Source organism: Pseudoalteromonas sp. DL2-H2.2 (assembly GCF_021532535.1).
GTDB lineage: Bacteria > Pseudomonadota > Gammaproteobacteria > Enterobacterales > Alteromonadaceae > Pseudoalteromonas > Pseudoalteromonas rubra_A.
In genome coordinates this window covers 159973-176494 of record NZ_JAKGBD010000002.1, presented here as the reverse complement: position 1 = coordinate 176494, position 16522 = coordinate 159973, and the positions used below count along the sequence as shown (strand labels likewise).

General features: G+C 48.3%; 10 protein-coding genes. 5 read left to right on the top strand and 5 right to left on the bottom strand.

Annotated elements, in window-relative coordinates:
- The first annotated feature begins 2 nt into the window (after positions 1–2).
- Together L1285_RS03450 and L1285_RS03445 are read left to right on the top strand one after the other, a co-directional pair.
- Entirely contained in the window at positions 3–935 is a 933-nt protein-coding gene (locus tag L1285_RS03450; RefSeq protein WP_046002938.1) for a flagellar motor protein MotB, read from the top strand.
- A 172-nt stretch (positions 936–1107) separates the two neighbouring features.
- Positions 1108–1623 (top strand): hypothetical protein, encoded by a 516-nt coding sequence (locus L1285_RS03445; RefSeq protein WP_235410984.1) that lies wholly within the window; start codon positions 1108–1110, stop codon positions 1621–1623.
- Between the two features lie 182 nt (positions 1624–1805).
- Here the strand turns inward: L1285_RS03445 and L1285_RS03440 are convergent, their stop codons facing one another.
- The 3 genes from L1285_RS03440 to putA form a co-directional block, all read right to left on the bottom strand.
- Positions 1806–2702 (bottom strand): hypothetical protein, encoded by an 897-nt coding sequence (locus L1285_RS03440; protein WP_235410983.1) that lies wholly within the window; start codon positions 2700–2702, stop codon positions 1806–1808.
- 89 nt (positions 2703–2791) lie between these two features.
- A complete protein-coding gene (locus L1285_RS03435; RefSeq protein WP_046002935.1) occupies positions 2792–4012 on the bottom strand; it encodes an aromatic amino acid transport family protein in 1221 nt (406 codons plus the stop codon).
- 199 nt (positions 4013–4211) lie between these two features.
- Positions 4212–8015, bottom strand: a complete 3804-nt coding sequence (gene putA, locus L1285_RS03430; protein ID WP_235410982.1) for a bifunctional proline dehydrogenase/L-glutamate gamma-semialdehyde dehydrogenase PutA — start codon at positions 8013–8015, stop codon at positions 4212–4214.
- A gap of 371 nt (positions 8016–8386) precedes the next feature.
- On the opposite strand from putA, the gene L1285_RS03425 reads away from it, so the two are divergent.
- The 3 genes from L1285_RS03425 (at position 8387) to L1285_RS03415 (ending at position 13109) form a co-directional block, all read left to right on the top strand.
- Entirely contained in the window at positions 8387–8875 is a 489-nt protein-coding gene (locus tag L1285_RS03425) for a winged helix-turn-helix transcriptional regulator (RefSeq protein ID WP_046002933.1), read from the top strand.
- A 143-nt stretch (positions 8876–9018) separates the two neighbouring features.
- Entirely contained in the window at positions 9019–12243 is a 3225-nt protein-coding gene (locus tag L1285_RS03420) for a S41 family peptidase (protein WP_235410981.1), read from the top strand.
- 119 nt (positions 12244–12362) lie between these two features.
- The gene (locus L1285_RS03415) at positions 12363–13109 is read left to right on the top strand and encodes an SDR family oxidoreductase (RefSeq protein ID WP_235410980.1); all 747 of its coding nucleotides are present in this window, start codon (positions 12363–12365) and stop codon (positions 13107–13109) included.
- 423 nt (positions 13110–13532) lie between these two features.
- Here the strand turns inward: L1285_RS03415 and L1285_RS03410 are convergent, their stop codons facing one another.
- Positions 13533–15491, bottom strand: coding sequence for a fibrinogen-like YCDxxxxGGGW domain-containing protein (locus L1285_RS03410; protein ID WP_235410979.1), 1959 nt, complete (start codon positions 15489–15491; stop codon positions 13533–13535).
- A 442-nt stretch (positions 15492–15933) separates the two neighbouring features.
- On the bottom strand, positions 15934–16437 hold the full coding sequence (locus L1285_RS03405) for a CC0125/CC1285 family lipoprotein (RefSeq protein ID WP_235410978.1): 504 nt from the start codon (positions 16435–16437) through the stop codon (positions 15934–15936).
- Positions 16438–16522: the final 85 nt, after the last annotated feature.

Here is a 16522-nt window from a genome sequence, read left to right as displayed (position 1 = left end):
TTATGTCAGACGAGAACGAATGCAAATGTCCTCCCCCGGGCCTGCCTGCCTGGATGGGGACTTTTGCTGATCTGATGTCACTGCTGATGTGTTTCTTCGTTCTGCTGCTGGCGTTTTCGGAAATGGATGTACTCAAGTTCAAGCAAATTGCGGGTTCAATGAAGTTCGCATTTGGTGTTCAGAATAAAATTGAAGTCAAAGACATTCCCAAAGGCACCAGTGTGATTGCAATGGAATTCACACCAGGTAAGCCTGAGCCCACTCCCATAGAAACCATTCAGCAACAGACCGTTGAAATGACCCAGCAAATGCTGGAGTTTCAGGCGGGTGACGAAAGCTCCGCAGGTGGACGACAAGAGCAGCGCGGTAACAAACGCGGTGGCGAATCTTCCAGCACCGCCCAGGAGCAGTCTATGACTCAGGCTATCGCTGCGGCTGAACAGGAGCAGGTGAATGAGTTGGTGAAGAAAATTGCACAACAGCTCGAAAAGCAAATTATGGATGGTGCTATCGAACTGGAATCGCTCGGTCAGCAGATAATCATACGAATTCAGGAAAATGGCTCTTTCCCGTCGGGCAGTGCATTTTTGCAGCCTAAATTTAAACCCGTGATCCAGGATATAGCTCAGCTACTCAAAGATGTACCGGGCGAAATAACTGTGTCCGGACATACAGATGATTTTCAGTTTTCTAATGAGCTATATAGCAACAATTGGGATCTGTCAGCCACTCGGGCGGTGGCGGTCGCGAGCGAAATGCAAACCGTACCAGGGTTTGATAAAAATCGTATGGTGGTGGTTGGGCATGCAGATACCCGACCGCTGGTGCCCAATGAAACAGATGTAGACCGGCGCCGTAACCGACGTGTTGAAATCTCTATTATGCAGGGCAAAGCCAAAGAATCTGACCCAATAAATGTCCGTGGAAACAACTAGAAGTATTGCGTGGTACCGATTCTTGGGCTAGGCTATTCAGCGGAATTTAATCTGATAATGTTAATGGAGAAAACAATGCTTAATAAATATGCTTATATGCCGGGTTCAAATGGTGGCGGTGACGATGGAAACGAACAGCCGAAGTAAGGGCTAACGGTTTCAGATAACCATAATGACGAATATCGATATTAACAGTGACAGTTTAAAGCCGCTTTTGGGTGCCATTTTTGACAGCCAGATGATGCTTGTCTCTCTGTCAGTTATCTTGTTTTGTTTTCTGAAAGACAGGCTGGCGCTGCGATATTCGTTGTTGTGTTTTGCATTTTTTGTGAACGGGTATTTAACGCACGATCTCATTCTAGAGCTCGATACCCATATGGTATTTAGGTACATTTATTGGGCTGCTGCTGACATTCTCTTTATCGCCATCGTTGCTTATTGGGCTCTCAAAGACAAAATGTACATGTGGCAGAGTATTATTTGTCAGCTGGTTGTGATACCTGCGCCGCTATTACAGCTGTTCAGGCTGGTTGATAGACATCTCATGGAGCTGAGCTATTCAGGTTATTTTTATAAAACTATTTTACCTTTAGTCAACTACGCGACCGTGTTTTTATGTTTTGCGCCATTGATATACCTTCTTGGCCGAAAACGCGTCTCTTCACAGCCCCCTCAGGACGTCAGTTAATTGCTTGAACGTTAGTCCGTTTACTTAGGCAAATATCTGGTCTTCATTTTTCACGTTTGTGCACAATGTGTGCATCAAGCTTTTCACCTACTATTATATCTATCTCTAGCGTACCTGATAAACCAGCGTATCTGAACACTGGCTTATCTATACTTATCGTCCTGAACAATACCTGATATCAATCAGCGAATATCGATTTGGCTAATATTTAGTTCTGCACCTGTGGTGAGAACGCTCAGCTCCCCCGCGATTTTTACCGCAGTTTTAGCGCCTGTACTGTCTGGCAATGCTATGCTGGTTACACCAAATTTGCACGACTCTAGTTTATCTGTGGTGGTCAGTGCCACACTCAGACACTGAGTCACCGCGTTATCTCCGGTGCCCTGAGTTTCACAGAAGCCGGGGTTCAATGTATCTCTCTGGCTTTGTGCGACCTGAGCAAGAGAATAGGACAGTGCAAATCCATCTTGATCACAATTCAGTGTTAGCGGATTTTGATTGCTCTGTGCGGTTCCTAAAGTAAAGCGATTCTCGTCTTGGTTACGATACCAAACGGTCATTTCACTATCTGGTGTTGCTATAACGGTTTGTGCAGGCGCGCCCTGAGCACGCCAGTCATCCAGTGAGGTGAACTCCGGTAAACTCCCTGTGAATGTGATAGCAGGGCTGTAATAATAGAGTTCACCCTGTTTAACTGAGCCATTGTCTGCTCCCATCCAGGTTTGAGCACCACTGGAGCCAAAGATATTTGCTGCCAGCAGACACAGAGTCTTATCTGAACTGAGTTCGTGAGACGCATTCAGAGAAAACTTATCAGCAAACATCATCAATTGCGGTTTTGACTGTAGCTGGGCGCCCTCAATTTGCCAAAATACGGCACTGCTTTCGAACTTATTAAGCGACCTCTGGGCATTAAAGTTGTTACCGCAGCTTTGTACCAGGTTGCTGGTATCCTGGCTACTATTATCCGTTGACGCGCCATCAGAACTATCAGGGTTGGCTTTCAAAGGCTCGCTATTTTCGCCACCACAGGCGACAAGCAATGCGGCTGGAAGAATAAGGGGGATCAGGTGCTTCATACGGTCCTTCTTAACTACGGCTGGAATGTCTTAGTGGGACATTATATCGCCAGCCGCGGTTAAATCGAGGCAAAAAATGTGGTTATTTGTTAAAGCGCCGGTATCACGCCGAGCATTTGCAAACATTGGGCTGAGATGATCAGGACCCCACACAGGCCGGCACACAATAGACCCAGGTTTCCGCCTACCACCTGATAGCCGTCAGCTGGCTGATTTGCGCTGTCCGCTTGGTGCGTTTTACGCTGTTGCCAGACCATAGCGACAGGCAGAAAAATGGCCAGCACCACGAGTGCAATGGCGGCATAGCCCAGCGCCATGATAAATCCTTGCGGATAAAACAGGGCAAAGCCAAGGGGAGGTAAAAAAGTAATCAGTGCGGTGATGATACGCTCCGACACGGTATTACGCTTTTTAAATGCATCGGCAAAAAAGTCAAATAACCCCAGGCTGACACCCAAAAAGGAGGTCGCCAGTGCCAGGTCGGCAAACAGGGTAACGAAGGTACTGACCTGAGGACTATGGGCAATACTTGAGATGCTGTCGACAAACCCAGGTAAACCTTCGCTGTTTAGTAAGGCACTTTGTGCCATCACGCCCTGGCTGAGTAACTGCCAGCCAATGTAAATGACCAAAGGCAGTGAGGCACCCACTATCATTACTTTTCTCAGTGTACGAATATCAAGTCCGACATATTTAACGATAGAAGGGATCGAGCCATGAAAGCCAAATGAGGTAAAAATCACCGGCAGAGCAGAGACGATCAAGCCTTGCTCAATTGGCATATCCAGTAAATGCTGGCCACGCACATAAGGAGTCAGCACGAAAAACAAACTGGCCAGAACGACCAGCTTGATAGTGAACAATACCCGGTTGAGCTTATCCACGGTACTGGTGCCTAATGTCACGATTGTCGCAACCATAATAGCCAGAAGCACTGAGCCTGCTTGTGGAGCAATCTCCATGCTGGTCAGTGCTGTTAGCTTTTCTTGCAGTTGGGCACCCCCGCCAGCAATATAAGCGGCGCACAGTGCATAGAATAAAAACACCATAGAGAAGTTGGCAATATACTGCCCTTTCTTACCTAAAATACGTTTGGCCAGCGTATTTAATGTGGCCTCTTTGCTGGCATATTGATGCAATTCCAGCATCAGTAAGGCGGTGTAAGTCATTAAGGCCCAGGTGGCCAAAATCAACAGTAACGCGGTGGTGAACCCCAGCCCTGCGGAGGCGATGGGTAATGCCAGCATACCTGCGCCAATGGTGGTGCCGGCGACAATTAACATGCTGCCGATAGTTTTGTTTTTTTGCACACATAGCCCCTAACTTAGTGAGAGAAGCTGGCACCATATAACGGTTAACTTAAAAATGAAATAGTTTTGCTACAAATCAAGGTACAGGTATGTAATTTGTGCATTACATATCCGTTTAAGGCTATGGAAACTTGACATAAATTTGCGTAAAAAAGCCGGCGAATGCCGGCTTAAAGAGAGTGTAACTTAACGACTAACGTTATTCGTCGTCTTCTACCAGCGTCATCAGTGAGGTATTACCGCCCGATGCTGTGGTATCGATACTGATCGTTTTCTCTGTAACCAGACGGCTGATCAGCGTGTCGTAGTATTCTGCGCTGATCACCGGCAGGATAGCGCCTTTACGCGCAGCCAGCTGCTGACTGAAGTAGCCCAGGCGCGAAGAGCGCGCGGCAACCACGGCACCTGCCAGGTGAGGGTGCGCCAGGATAGCTTGTAGCTGATTTGGCTTAGCAACCTGGAATACCCCTTCGGCAACGCCGGTGGCGATAAACTTATCGCGAAACGCCTGCGCTTCCTCGTAGAACAGCTCAGAGGCAACGGTGATCACTGTGTTACCCGCCGCAAGTGCGGTGATAATTGACAGTGCCCAGAAGTTAAACGAGGTACTCTTATCGGCATAACACACCACACAACCGCGCGCCTCAAGGTGCAGGGTGTTCGATTCACCCGTTGGCCCAGGCAACACGATGTGTGAACGCATACGCTTTTCAAGGCGGTTAAGCTGTGCACGGGCATCTGCCAGTGTCAACGCTAAGTCGTCCGCCAGCTCGTCGATGATTTCAACCGTGGCGACTTTAGCAAGCAGCTGACGTACCGCAGAAACACGGTCATTCAGCGGTGTCGCACGCCAGATCTTCTCGTCGCGCAGTGAGTTTTGCATCAAAGCTTCAACCTGCTCAACGGCACCCGGGAAGTGGTGTGTTTCCAGCTCATCCGGTGTCAGGTTGGTCATCTGTACGTTATCCGGAGACGCTTTTTCTTTCACCAGGCGCAGCAGATAGTTTGGACCACCGGCTTTAGGGCCTGTACCAGACAGACCACGACCACCGAACGGCTGAACACCAACGATGGCGCCGATCATGTTGCGGTTAACATAGACATTACCCGCACGAGACATCTTCGCCAGGTACTCACAGCGTGATTCGATACGTGAGTGAACCCCCATAGTCAGGCCGTAACCTGTGCCATTGATCTGGTCAATCACCTTATCCAGCTCTTCGCCCTTGAAGCGGATGATATGTACAACCGGGCCAAAGACTTCACGTTTAAGGACAGACAAGTCAGAGATTTCATACAAGCGCGGTGCAAAGAAGTAAGCGCCGTTCTCGCTGTTATCTGGGATCTTCGCTTCGAACAACAGCTTGCCGTTGCTCTTCATATATTCAACATGCTTGGTCAGGGTGTTCAGGGCTTTTTCGTCGATCACCGGGCCAACGTCTGTCGACAACATGGCCGGGTCGCCAACATGCAGCTCCTGCAATGCACCTTGTAGCATCTTGATAATGCCATCAGCGACGTCGTCTTGCAGGAACAGTACACGCAGTGCAGAACAGCGCTGACCGGCACTTTGGAAACCAGATGAAATCACATCATCCACAACCTGCTCTGGCAGTGCCGTAGAGTCAACCACCATACAGTTCTGACCACCGGTTTCTGCGATCAGCGGTACCTGAATGTCGTTACGTTCAGCCAGAATTTGCGAGATCAAAGTGCCGGTTTCAGTAGAGCCTGTGAACATCACGGCCTGAATGCGCTCATCCGGCACAATGTGCTTACCAACTTCGCTACCACGGGCAATCACTGGCTGTACAACGTGCTCTGGCAGGCCCACAGTGCGCATCAATTCGATACAACGCAGGGCAATCATACTAGTCTGCTCAGCAGGCTTAGCAATAACCGTGTTACCCGTTACGATGGCTGCGGCAACCTGACCAAGGAAAATCGCCAGCGGGAAGTTCCACGGGCTGATACATAAAATCACGCCACGGGCTTCAAAACGCTCATCTTTCGACAGCTCTTCGGCACGCGCCGCATAGTAGCGGCAGAAGTCGACGGCTTCACGGACCTCATCTATGCCATCCTGAGTGATTTTACCGGCTTCTTTGATACAGATAGCTACCAGCTCATCGTGGTGACGCTCAAGAATATCGCCAACGCGGCGCAGCAGATCGGCACGCTCTTTTACAGGCGTTTGTGACCACTCGGCAAAGGCATTTTCGGCATTGCTCAGAATGCTTTGCATGTAGGCGTCATCGTGCATTGGAACATGGCCGACAATTTCTGTGTGGTTGGCCGGGTTACGCACGGCCATACGGCCCTCAGGAACGTCGCTTTCTTCAATGCGGTGCTCGTTGAACCAGTTGTCCAGATTCTCTTTAAATGGCGTTAGTACATTGATATCAGTCAGATCCATGCCTTTTGAGTTGGCACGCTCATCGCCGTATAGCTCGATAGGCAGGCTGATCTGCTTGTTGTACTTATTGCGCAGGCCTTGCAGGGTTTCAACCGGATCTGGCAGTAGTGACTCAACAGGCTTAGTGGTGTCTACAATGGCATTTACGAAAGAGGAGTTTGCACCGTTTTCAAGCAGACGACGTACCAGGTAGGCAAGCAAGTCTTCGTGATGGCCAACCGGTGCGTAAACACGGCACTGAATGCCTTCACTGGTCACGATTTGGTCAAACAGCGACTCACCCATACCATGCAGGCGCTGAAACTCAAACCCGGTGTTGTCGCCTTTCGCAACTTCAAGAATAGTGGCTGCTGTGTAAGCGTTGTGAGTGGCAAACTGTGGAAACAGCACATCACGGGCTTCTAATAGCTTGATTGCACACGCTTTGTACGATACGTCTGTGGTTGCTTTACGGGTAAATACCGGGAAGTGGTCCAAACCATCTTGCTGTGTGGTCTTAACTTCAGTATCCCAGTAAGCGCCTTTTACCAGACGAACCATTAGTTTGCGGCCAACGCGGCGCGCCAGGTCGGCAACCCACTCAACAACAAAAATAGCACGCTTCTGATAAGCCTGTACTGCCAGGCCAAAACCATTCCAGCCGTCCAGCTCAGGATCGGAGAATACCGCTTCAATCACGTCCAGAGAAATATCCAGTCGATCTGCTTCTTCGGCATCGACAGTAAAGCCAATATCATATTGTTTGGCAGCCAAGGCCAGTTCTTTGAGCTTAGGCACCAGCTCGTCCATTACGCGGTCGCTGTGAGAGAACTCATAGCGAGGGTGGATTGCAGAGAGCTTAACAGAGATACCTGGGCTTTTAATTGGGCCACGTCCTGCTGCGGCTTTACCGATAGCGTGGATCGCATTCATATAGCTTTGATAGTAACGCTCAGCATCGGCCATAGTGCGGGCGCCTTCGCCCAGCATATCGTACGAGTACACATAGCCTTTTTGTTCTTTTTCTGCGGCGCGGGTGATAGCGTCCTGGATGGTTTCACCCATAACAAACTGCTTACCCATGATCTTCATAGCGAAGTTTACCGACTTGCGGATCACCGGCTCACCCAGGCGGCCAATGGTACGCTTTAGTACACCAAACTGCTCTTCCTGGTTTTTGTCGCTGTAGTTGACCATTTTACCGGTGACCAGCAGGCCCCAGCTTGAAGCGTTTACGAACAGCGAGTCGCTGCTGCCTAAGTGTGAACTCCAGTCACCTTTAGCCAGCTTGTCGCGGATAAGTTGATCCTGAGTTTCTTTATCTGGCACGCGCAGCAGGGCTTCTGCCAGACACATCAATACCACGCCTTCTTCTGATGACAGAGAGAATTCGTTCAGCAGTGCGTCTACACCATTCTGGCCATCCTGATCGCGACGAATATTGAGCACCATCTGGCGCGCTCTTTCCCAGGCACGGCTACGTGCAGTTACACCCACTTCGGCCAGGGGCAGAATATGGTCGATAACTTCGTTTTCATCGATGCGGTAAAAATCGCGGATCTTCTGTCTGATAGGACAAGTGGTTGTCAAATCGCCGTTATAAAGCATAACTCAGCCTCATAAAATAAGAGTCAAAAATGATTGTAAATTGAACAGCTTAATGTAGCGGTGCGAGCAAGGTTGGTAAGCGCTTGCTAGCGGGTTGTAACTTTTAAACGTTACAGAGCACCTACAAGAAGTATCAATTACGACAATATGATGCGGTCATAATGCTAACCTTAACACACCTCAGTGTGTGTTCAACTTTTAGCCAGTCTCGCGTTCAATAAAATCTAGCGCCACGGATAAGTCTGAGGTGTGGCGGTTACGTCAAATTTCGGGGACATTCTATCGAAAAGACAGCAGAATATGCTGTCTTATTTTTTTTGATTACGGTAAATTTGCGGGTAATTGCCAAGCTGTGCAGAATTATATGCTGAATGACCACTTCAATTAAAACGCGGGTGCTCGACAGGATTGATATGGCGATCCTGGACATCCTGCAAAAAAACGCCCGTATTTCCAATGTAAATCTGGCTAAAGCCGTCAACTTGAGCCCCAGCCCTTGTTTGGATCGAGTAAAAAAGCTCGAGGCGGAAGGCTATATCGAGGGCTATGCAGCCCGCTTAAATGCCGCCAAACTGGGCCAGCACTTGGTGGCCCATGTTGAGATCACGCTCAAAAGCTCAACCGAGTCGGTATTCGAGACGTTTAAACAGCATGTGCTGGAGATCCCCAACGTGGTAGCCTGCGATATGGTGGCAGGCGGGTTCGACTACCTATTAAAGATCCGGGTACAGGATATGCGCCAGTATCGTGAGGTGTTGGGGCAGATTGTTGAAATACCGGGGGTTGGTACTAATCACACTTATATGGTGATTGAACACATCAAAGAAGATATGGGTGTGGAAGTGCTGAACTTTCAGTGATCCGGGCCCGGATGCATCCAATTTAGATAAAAATATCGGGGTTTCATATTTTGTAACAAGCTTTTGGCCGCAAGTTAGCTGTAATTAGGAACAGAATTGTTATTATAAATGAGATAAAATAACAAAATGAACTTGTGAGGCTTATGAAACTCAAGCACTTAGTTGCCGCCATTGCGGCTGTGGCAGCGCCGCTGGCCGCTGCTTACCAAACTGAGGATACGCGCCTGCTGCGCTTCCCGGATATTCACCAGGACAAGGTTACCTTTGTATATGGTGGTGATATTTACATTGCCGATACCAAATCGGGTAACAGCACCCGTCTGACCGACCACGTTGGTTTTGAGACTTTCCCTAAATTTTCACCGGACGGAAAGCGCATAGCCTTTGCTGCCGAGTACAATGGCAGCCGTCAGATTTATGTGATCAATGCCGATGGCTCTGACCTAAAGCAGCTGACCTATTATAATGATGTGGGCCCAATGCCACCACGCGGCGGCTTTGATTACCGGGTGTTTGACTGGACACCGGATGGTAAACACATTGTGTTTCGCGCCAACCGTACCCCTTGGGGTAAGCGCATGGGTCGCCCCTACATGATCCCCGCAGATGGCGGACTGGAGCAGCCACTGGCTATTCCTGAAAGCGGTGGAGGTATGCTGTCGCCTGATGGCAAAAAGTTTGTGTATACGCCCATAGACCGGGAATTCAGAACCTGGAAACGCAGCCGGGGCGGTCGTGCCCAGGATGTCTGGGTGTATGACCTGGAAAACAACACCTCAAAACAGCTGACTGAGCACAGAGCAACGGATCAGCAGCCAACCTGGGTAAATGACAGCATTTACTTTGTCTCTGACAGAGATTATACCCTGAACCTTTACAAATACCGTGATGGCAAAGCGCCGGTGAAAATGACCAACCACAGTGACTATGACGTACTGTGGCCATCGGCCGGACCAAATGCCATTGTGTATGAAAATGGCGGTTATCTGTATCGTTTTGATGAGGCAACCAAAGCCACAGAAAAGCTGACCATTAATGTGCCTGGGGTACGCAAGTATGCTATGCCTTATACCAAAAATGTTAGCAAGTTCATTGATTCAATGGATGTTTCTCACGATGGTAAGCGGGCGTTATTTACTGCGCGGGGTGAGATTTTCTCAGTACCGGTTGAGCAGGGCACAACACGCAACCTGAGTATGACGGCACAGGGGCGCGAAATTGCGGCCAGCTGGTCACCGAACGGCCGTTACATTGCATATATGAGCGATGCCACGGGCGAGTATGAGATCTACCTGAAAGACCGCGCCAACAACAACGCAGTTAAGCAGCTCACCAGCAACGGCACTATCTGGCGATTTGACCCAATCTGGTCAGCCGACAGCTCAAAGCTATTGTTTGCCGATAAAAACCACACAATGTGGTGGCTGGATGTTAAATCGGGCGAATTGCACAAGATAGATACCGGTAAATATGATGATGATGGCATCACTCAGTACACCTGGTCGCCAAACAGCGAAGATCTGATCTTTGTGAAGAACAATGCCAACCGATACGCCTCTTTGTGGCATTACAACACCCAGAGCAAAACGCTCAGTCGCCTGACGGATGACATGACCAGCGAGCAGAACCCGGCTTTCTCACCGGATGGTCAGTATTTGTATTTCACTTCAGAGCGCGATTTTAATCTGACTTTCAGCTCCTATGAGTTCGCTTATTTGTATAACGATGCAACGCGCCTGTACGCGGTTGCTGTGAACGATAAGGTCGCCTCGCTGACGCAGTTTAGCAGCGACGAAGCCGCGATTGTCAGTGACGAAAAAGATGACAAAGCCGATGAGGGTAAAGCCGATAATCAGCTCCAGGTTGAGGGCTTTATGTCACGGGTTGTGGCACTGCCCGCGAAAGCGGGCAGCTATAATGACTTGGCTGGCGTAAAAGACGGTGTACTGGCATTGTCTGAGGGCGCATTGCAGCTGATCCCGAATAAACAAGACGGTAAAGTGCAAACGGTCGCTAAGGGTGTTCAGGCCTACAAGCTGGCGGCAGGTGGCGCGCACCTGATTGTTCGCGCTGGCGGTAAATACAGTGTGATTAAGCCCCAGGCCAAGCAAGATCTGAAAGCAACACAACTTGATCTTGGCAACATGACGCTGAAGATAGACCCTAAAGTTGAGTGGCAACAAATGTATGTGGAAGGCTGGCGCACACTCAGAGACTGGTTCTATGATGAAAATCACCATGGTCAGGACTGGGATGCCATACTAAAACGCTATCAGCCAATGGCCGATGCCGTGGCACACCGCAACGATCTGGACTATGTACTGAGCGAAATTGCTGGTGAAATCAATGCCGGTCATATTTATGTTCAGTCTGGTGATGAGCCAAAAGCCAAGCGCAAGAAGCACGGCCTGTTAGGCGCTCAGATCAGTGCCCACAGCTCAGGCTTTGTGCGCATCGAAAAAATCTACCAGGGTGAGAACTGGCATGAAGAATTCCGCTCGCCGTTAGACGAACCCGGAGTGAACGCCAGTGTAGGCGATTACATAGTCTCGGTGAATGGTCGTGCGGTTAATACCGTTAGTAACTTCTACGAGCTGCTGGAAAATACCCAGGGCACGCAGGTCGAGCTGCGCCTTAACAACACACCGAGCCTGGAAGGTGCCTGGCAGGTGACCGTCAAGCCAAGTGCCAGTGAGAGCGGCCTGCGCTATCTGGAATGGGTGCATTCTCGTATGGCTTATGTAGACAAGTTATCGGGTGGCCGAATTGGCTATGTGCACTTGCCAAATACGCTGTTTGAAGGCAACCGTGCCATGTTCAAGCACTTTATGCCACAAACAACCAAAGATGCCCTGATCATCGACGACCGCTACAACGGTGGTGGCTTTATCCCTGAGCACATGATCACCTGGCTGGCGCGCAAACCGTTGAACTACTGGAAGCGCCGTGGCGTGGAGCCGACGAAAACCCCACAGTTTGCTCACGATGGTCCTAAGGCTATGTTGATCAATGGTTACTCCAGCTCAGGTGGTGACGCACTACCTTATTACTTCCGTCAGGCGGGATTAGGTAAACTGATTGGTACCCGTACCTGGGGTGGTCTGATCGGTATCTCTGGTAACCCGAGCCTGGTCGATGGTGGTCAGGTGATCGCGGCGACTTTCCGTATTCTCGATACTGAGGGTAACTGGATCATTGAAGATGTGGGTGTCAGCCCGGACATTGAAGTGATCGACCGTCCGGAGCTTATCCATGCAGGTAAAGATCCGTCAGTAGAACGTGCCGTTGAGGAGCTGCTTAAAGAAATGAAAGCAAATCCGAAGCAGCCGCTCACTGTACCGCCAGCACCTACGGAGTTTGGTCGCTAAACAAGCGAGTGAGCATTTGATGAAAAAGCGTTGAGTCTGATAGATTCAATGCATATCAATTAAAAAGGGGTGCGAGGCACCCCTTTTTATTAGCAAACAGGTGTAAGGAAAAAATAATAATGAAAAAGGTGGTGTTAATCACAGGGGCCAGCCGGGGAATTGGCGCGGCAACCGCGAACTTTCTGGCTGAGCAGGGCTACCAGGTGGCGATTAATTACAAATCGAATCATGCGGCTGCTGAGCAGGTGGTTGCTCAGATCCGCGCCCAGGGTGGTATTGCCCAGCGCTTTGCGGCCGACATCAGTGATGAATCGCAGGTAGTTGAGCTGTGTGATGAAATCAAAATGCAGCTGGGTCCAATTTCACACCTGGTCAATAATGCCGGTGTGCTGGCCACTCAAATGCGCGTGGAAGAGATGACCGCTGAGCGCATTAATCAGATGTTATGTGCTAATGTGACCCCGTACTTTATCTGCGCCAGAGAGGTGCTGAAACAGATCCGTGACCATCATCAGCCGGACCAATGTGCCATAGTCAATGTCTCATCGGCGGCTTCTTATCTGGGCGGTGCCAATGAATATGTTGATTATGCGGCGGCAAAAGGTGCCATTGACAGCTTCACGCGAGGTTTGTCTCTGGAGCTGGCAGCAGAAGGGATCCGGGTCAATTGTGTACGTCCGGGCTGCATTTATACCGATATTCATGCCGATGGCGGTGAGCCTGGCAGAGTTGATAGACTCGCTTCACTCCTGCCACTACAAAGAGGCGGCAAACCCGAAGAAGTCGCCAGTGCCATCGCCTGGTTGCTCAGTAAGCAGGCAAGCTACGCGACTGGTACTTTTATTGATTTAGCGGGTGGGAAGTAGCTTAAAATAATAGCTGGTGGCATGATAGGACACCTGGTTGAGTGCTGGTACTTGGTACCCTATAAGCTAATCTGACTCTTCCTCGCCATTGGCATAGTCTGCCATCCTCAGTCCATTGAGTATTAACTAAAGGTAGGCGGCGCACTTCCTGTGCGCCAGCTTGAAATGGGTGTCCCCAAAACTTCTTTGTTCTTCTGCTTACGTGCTTTGAATATTAGCTTTTATTTCGAAAGGATATAACCAAAAGAACTGTCACTGCTATGGTGACACTCAGTACATAGTCGTATAAATTTTCTGTGTTTAATGTGAGTAAATCATCAAATATTGACTTCACCAGAAAAGCACAACCAGCGACTGCAAAAAGTTGTAAGTACCTATTCATTGGATCCTCATAAACACCTTGTATTGCAATTGCGACCTTTTTTATTTTACGTAGTAATACAGAGTATTTTGCTCTGCGCCACTGTAAGTTCCATGGCTATAAGGCCATACATCGAATTTAACGTTGTGTTGGTATAACGACGCGCCTGCGCGCAGGTAGCCATCGCCTCGGCTGGTGGATTTTATGCTCAAAGCAATAAATGAGTAATCTAATCCTGACATGCTACACCCAGTGTTTTCGTTATGCCATAAAACGGCAATATCGTAGGGGACTTGAGGCTCAGTTAAGTCATTATTTTGTTTTACAGAAATACAGTTAGCGTTTACGAGTTTGCTTTTGCTTATTTGTGAAACCTTGTTGTGTTCATCAACAAACATCATACCCGTTGTCATAGTGTCACGAATGGCCTGCCATTGATCATTAGCAAGTACACCGATCGTGTCTAAGGTAACAGGAGAGGTGTGTACGATACTTTCAAGTCCATCGGTATGATGTGCAACTAACGCCCAGCCACCGCCATTTTGTGTCATTTCACAGTATGCATTAAACGGTGCGATGCCATTGTCGCCATCAGGGTCAATTTCGTAGAAACCAGAGCTGGCAGTTGGGTTTTGCTGCTTAATGGTGGCACAGGTAATGCCATTTGCTGGGTTTGGCTCTTCTGTTGGTACTTCAGGTGTGCCATTGCCTACAAATCCGCCATAGTATTCTAATTCTGAAATCACACGATAGTTATGCCCGTATGTAGAGTGGATCTTCAATCTGACGTATTTTCCGATTGCTGGCTGTGTAAGTTCTACGGTTTGATCATAGCTTTTGGTTAGGGTAAATGACTCATGATCAATAAAGTTGGTATTATCATCAGACACCTGTAACGTGATATCTTTTACATCCATGCCATGGCTAGCTGCACTGGTATGCACCATAATTCTAAATGACGTAATGTAAGCCTGTTTCTCAAAGGCAACCTGAAGCCAGTGTTCCTGAACCACAGTCGTTAGCCATATGCCTCGTTTAATCTTTCCTTCAGTGGCGTCATTATTTACCAGTGTTGAATAGTTATAGCCGTCGAATGCACCAGAGGCACTATCCGCAGAGTAACTTTGGCTAGTTGTGTAAGATGATTCGGTTAAACCATTTGAACCAATTAAAGCGATGTTCCCGTATTGGCCTGTTTTTTCACCAGGCTCAATCGTGAATGTGCTGGAGGTTTGTAAGCGAAGCGACATGGTATCTTTACCGTAGTGGGTGATGTCTTGTGCAAAGAGTTGGTTTTTCAAATTTAGAATATTCACCACTTCCAGTACATGGCTTGTCTCGGAGTCTTTAGATTGCTCTTCTTGTATAAAAAGCTTTCCGTTTAGGGTTTGAAAACCAGTTTGATTGGTTGCTTGATGCGTCAGGTTATAAGCCAGGTTTTCGTTCGTAAACCCATTATTAGTCTCTTTATAGATAGCAAGATAACCGATGGTTTCTTCTGCATGTGCGCTGCCAATCTCCTGCACTTCTAAGTCTGCACCTAAAGTCAGTTTTGAAACGCTAGAGGCACGTAATGTATAGGCATCACTGCGGTTTTGAGTTTGGCCACTCAATAGTACACTAGGTGCATGTGCAAAGCTTTCTTTAAAAAATAGCTGAGTATTGCCACTTTTAAGGTTAAATTTGCCGGCTTCCCATATGCTGCCATCGTCAAGCTGGTGGCGGCCATTTTCAACAACTAAAAACGACACTCGTTCTTCTTCATGCATGCCATCAAGATATGGCCACTCTTTAAATTGCACATCAAAACTTGTCGGGGTCACATTCGAAATGGAAATAACGCCTGGTTCACTGTCATTAAGTGTTGGCACCGATGAAATAATAACGGGATCAGAGTATCCGTTAAATGTAATGGTTTGTTTTTCACTGCTAACTGCAACATCTTCAATTAATGTAAATGCGTGCGCACTGTGCATTATGATGGTAATGAGTATTGCAACGATTCCAAGTCTTGCCCTCATGCAGGCTCCTTTTTATAAGTAAAAAGGGAATTGAATCAGGGGGTTAATTAAAAGTCAACAATCCTTGAATTTTGCTTCTGCAACCGGTCTGATTGCAAAAAAGTTTGTTTACATACTTGTCACCTATATACCTTTTCCAGGTATTTTGGTGGTAAAATCCAAGGGATGCGCCCTGAGCAATACAGGCTTGCAATTGCCAGGTGCGAGGAAACCGAGCAGGACACCGAGGACATCACCCTTAATTGTCGCATAGCGAAGGGCTATGTTCTAAATTGAAGTGCACTACTATAGTTTAAGTTAGCTTTTCTGCCAGTGCGCAAGGTTGTGACTAAAGAGTCTATTATGTTGAACAACACCACTTGGATACCCCAAGGCGCTCACCCATTTCAAGGGAGCGCCTCTGATAAACCCTTACAACACCTTGTTTATAAAAGGGAGTGGGTTATATTCTGTCAAATATCTGCTGCTCTGTGAGCTGATGTTTTGTCTGTATTTCGTCAATACAGGCCTGAGTATTATGATTGAAGGCACGGACCTCATTTTGCAATGTCATCAGCGTAAACAGACCACTAAACTGGCCACAGGCCAGTGTTTCTGAGTCACTTTGGGTTGCTGGCAGTGCAATATCCAGATATACGCTGGGCTTGCTCACATACACGCCCGGAGTGCCAGCGTAGGAGCGCGATACATTGGCAGCATGGTTGGAACTGGTGAAGGTATCGGCACCGTGCTGCTGAGCAATCACCGCACTGCGCAATAGCGCAAAGTCGATGGCCTGCTCAAGTGAGACACTGCCATTACCTGAGTAATGTACCCGGTAGCTATTATCGTTTAATTTTTTCTCGGAGTAGCCGCCACGAATACCCATAGACTGATACGACACGGCGCTGCATCCCACAGCGGCCAAAGTGATACACGCTAAACTAAGATTTTTTAACTGCTTCATTATGTTACTTCTTTTCTTTTTTCTAAATGACGGGCAAACCAATTGGCTTGCCCGGTTCCTTTTTCTGCTAAACCGAATAACTAAT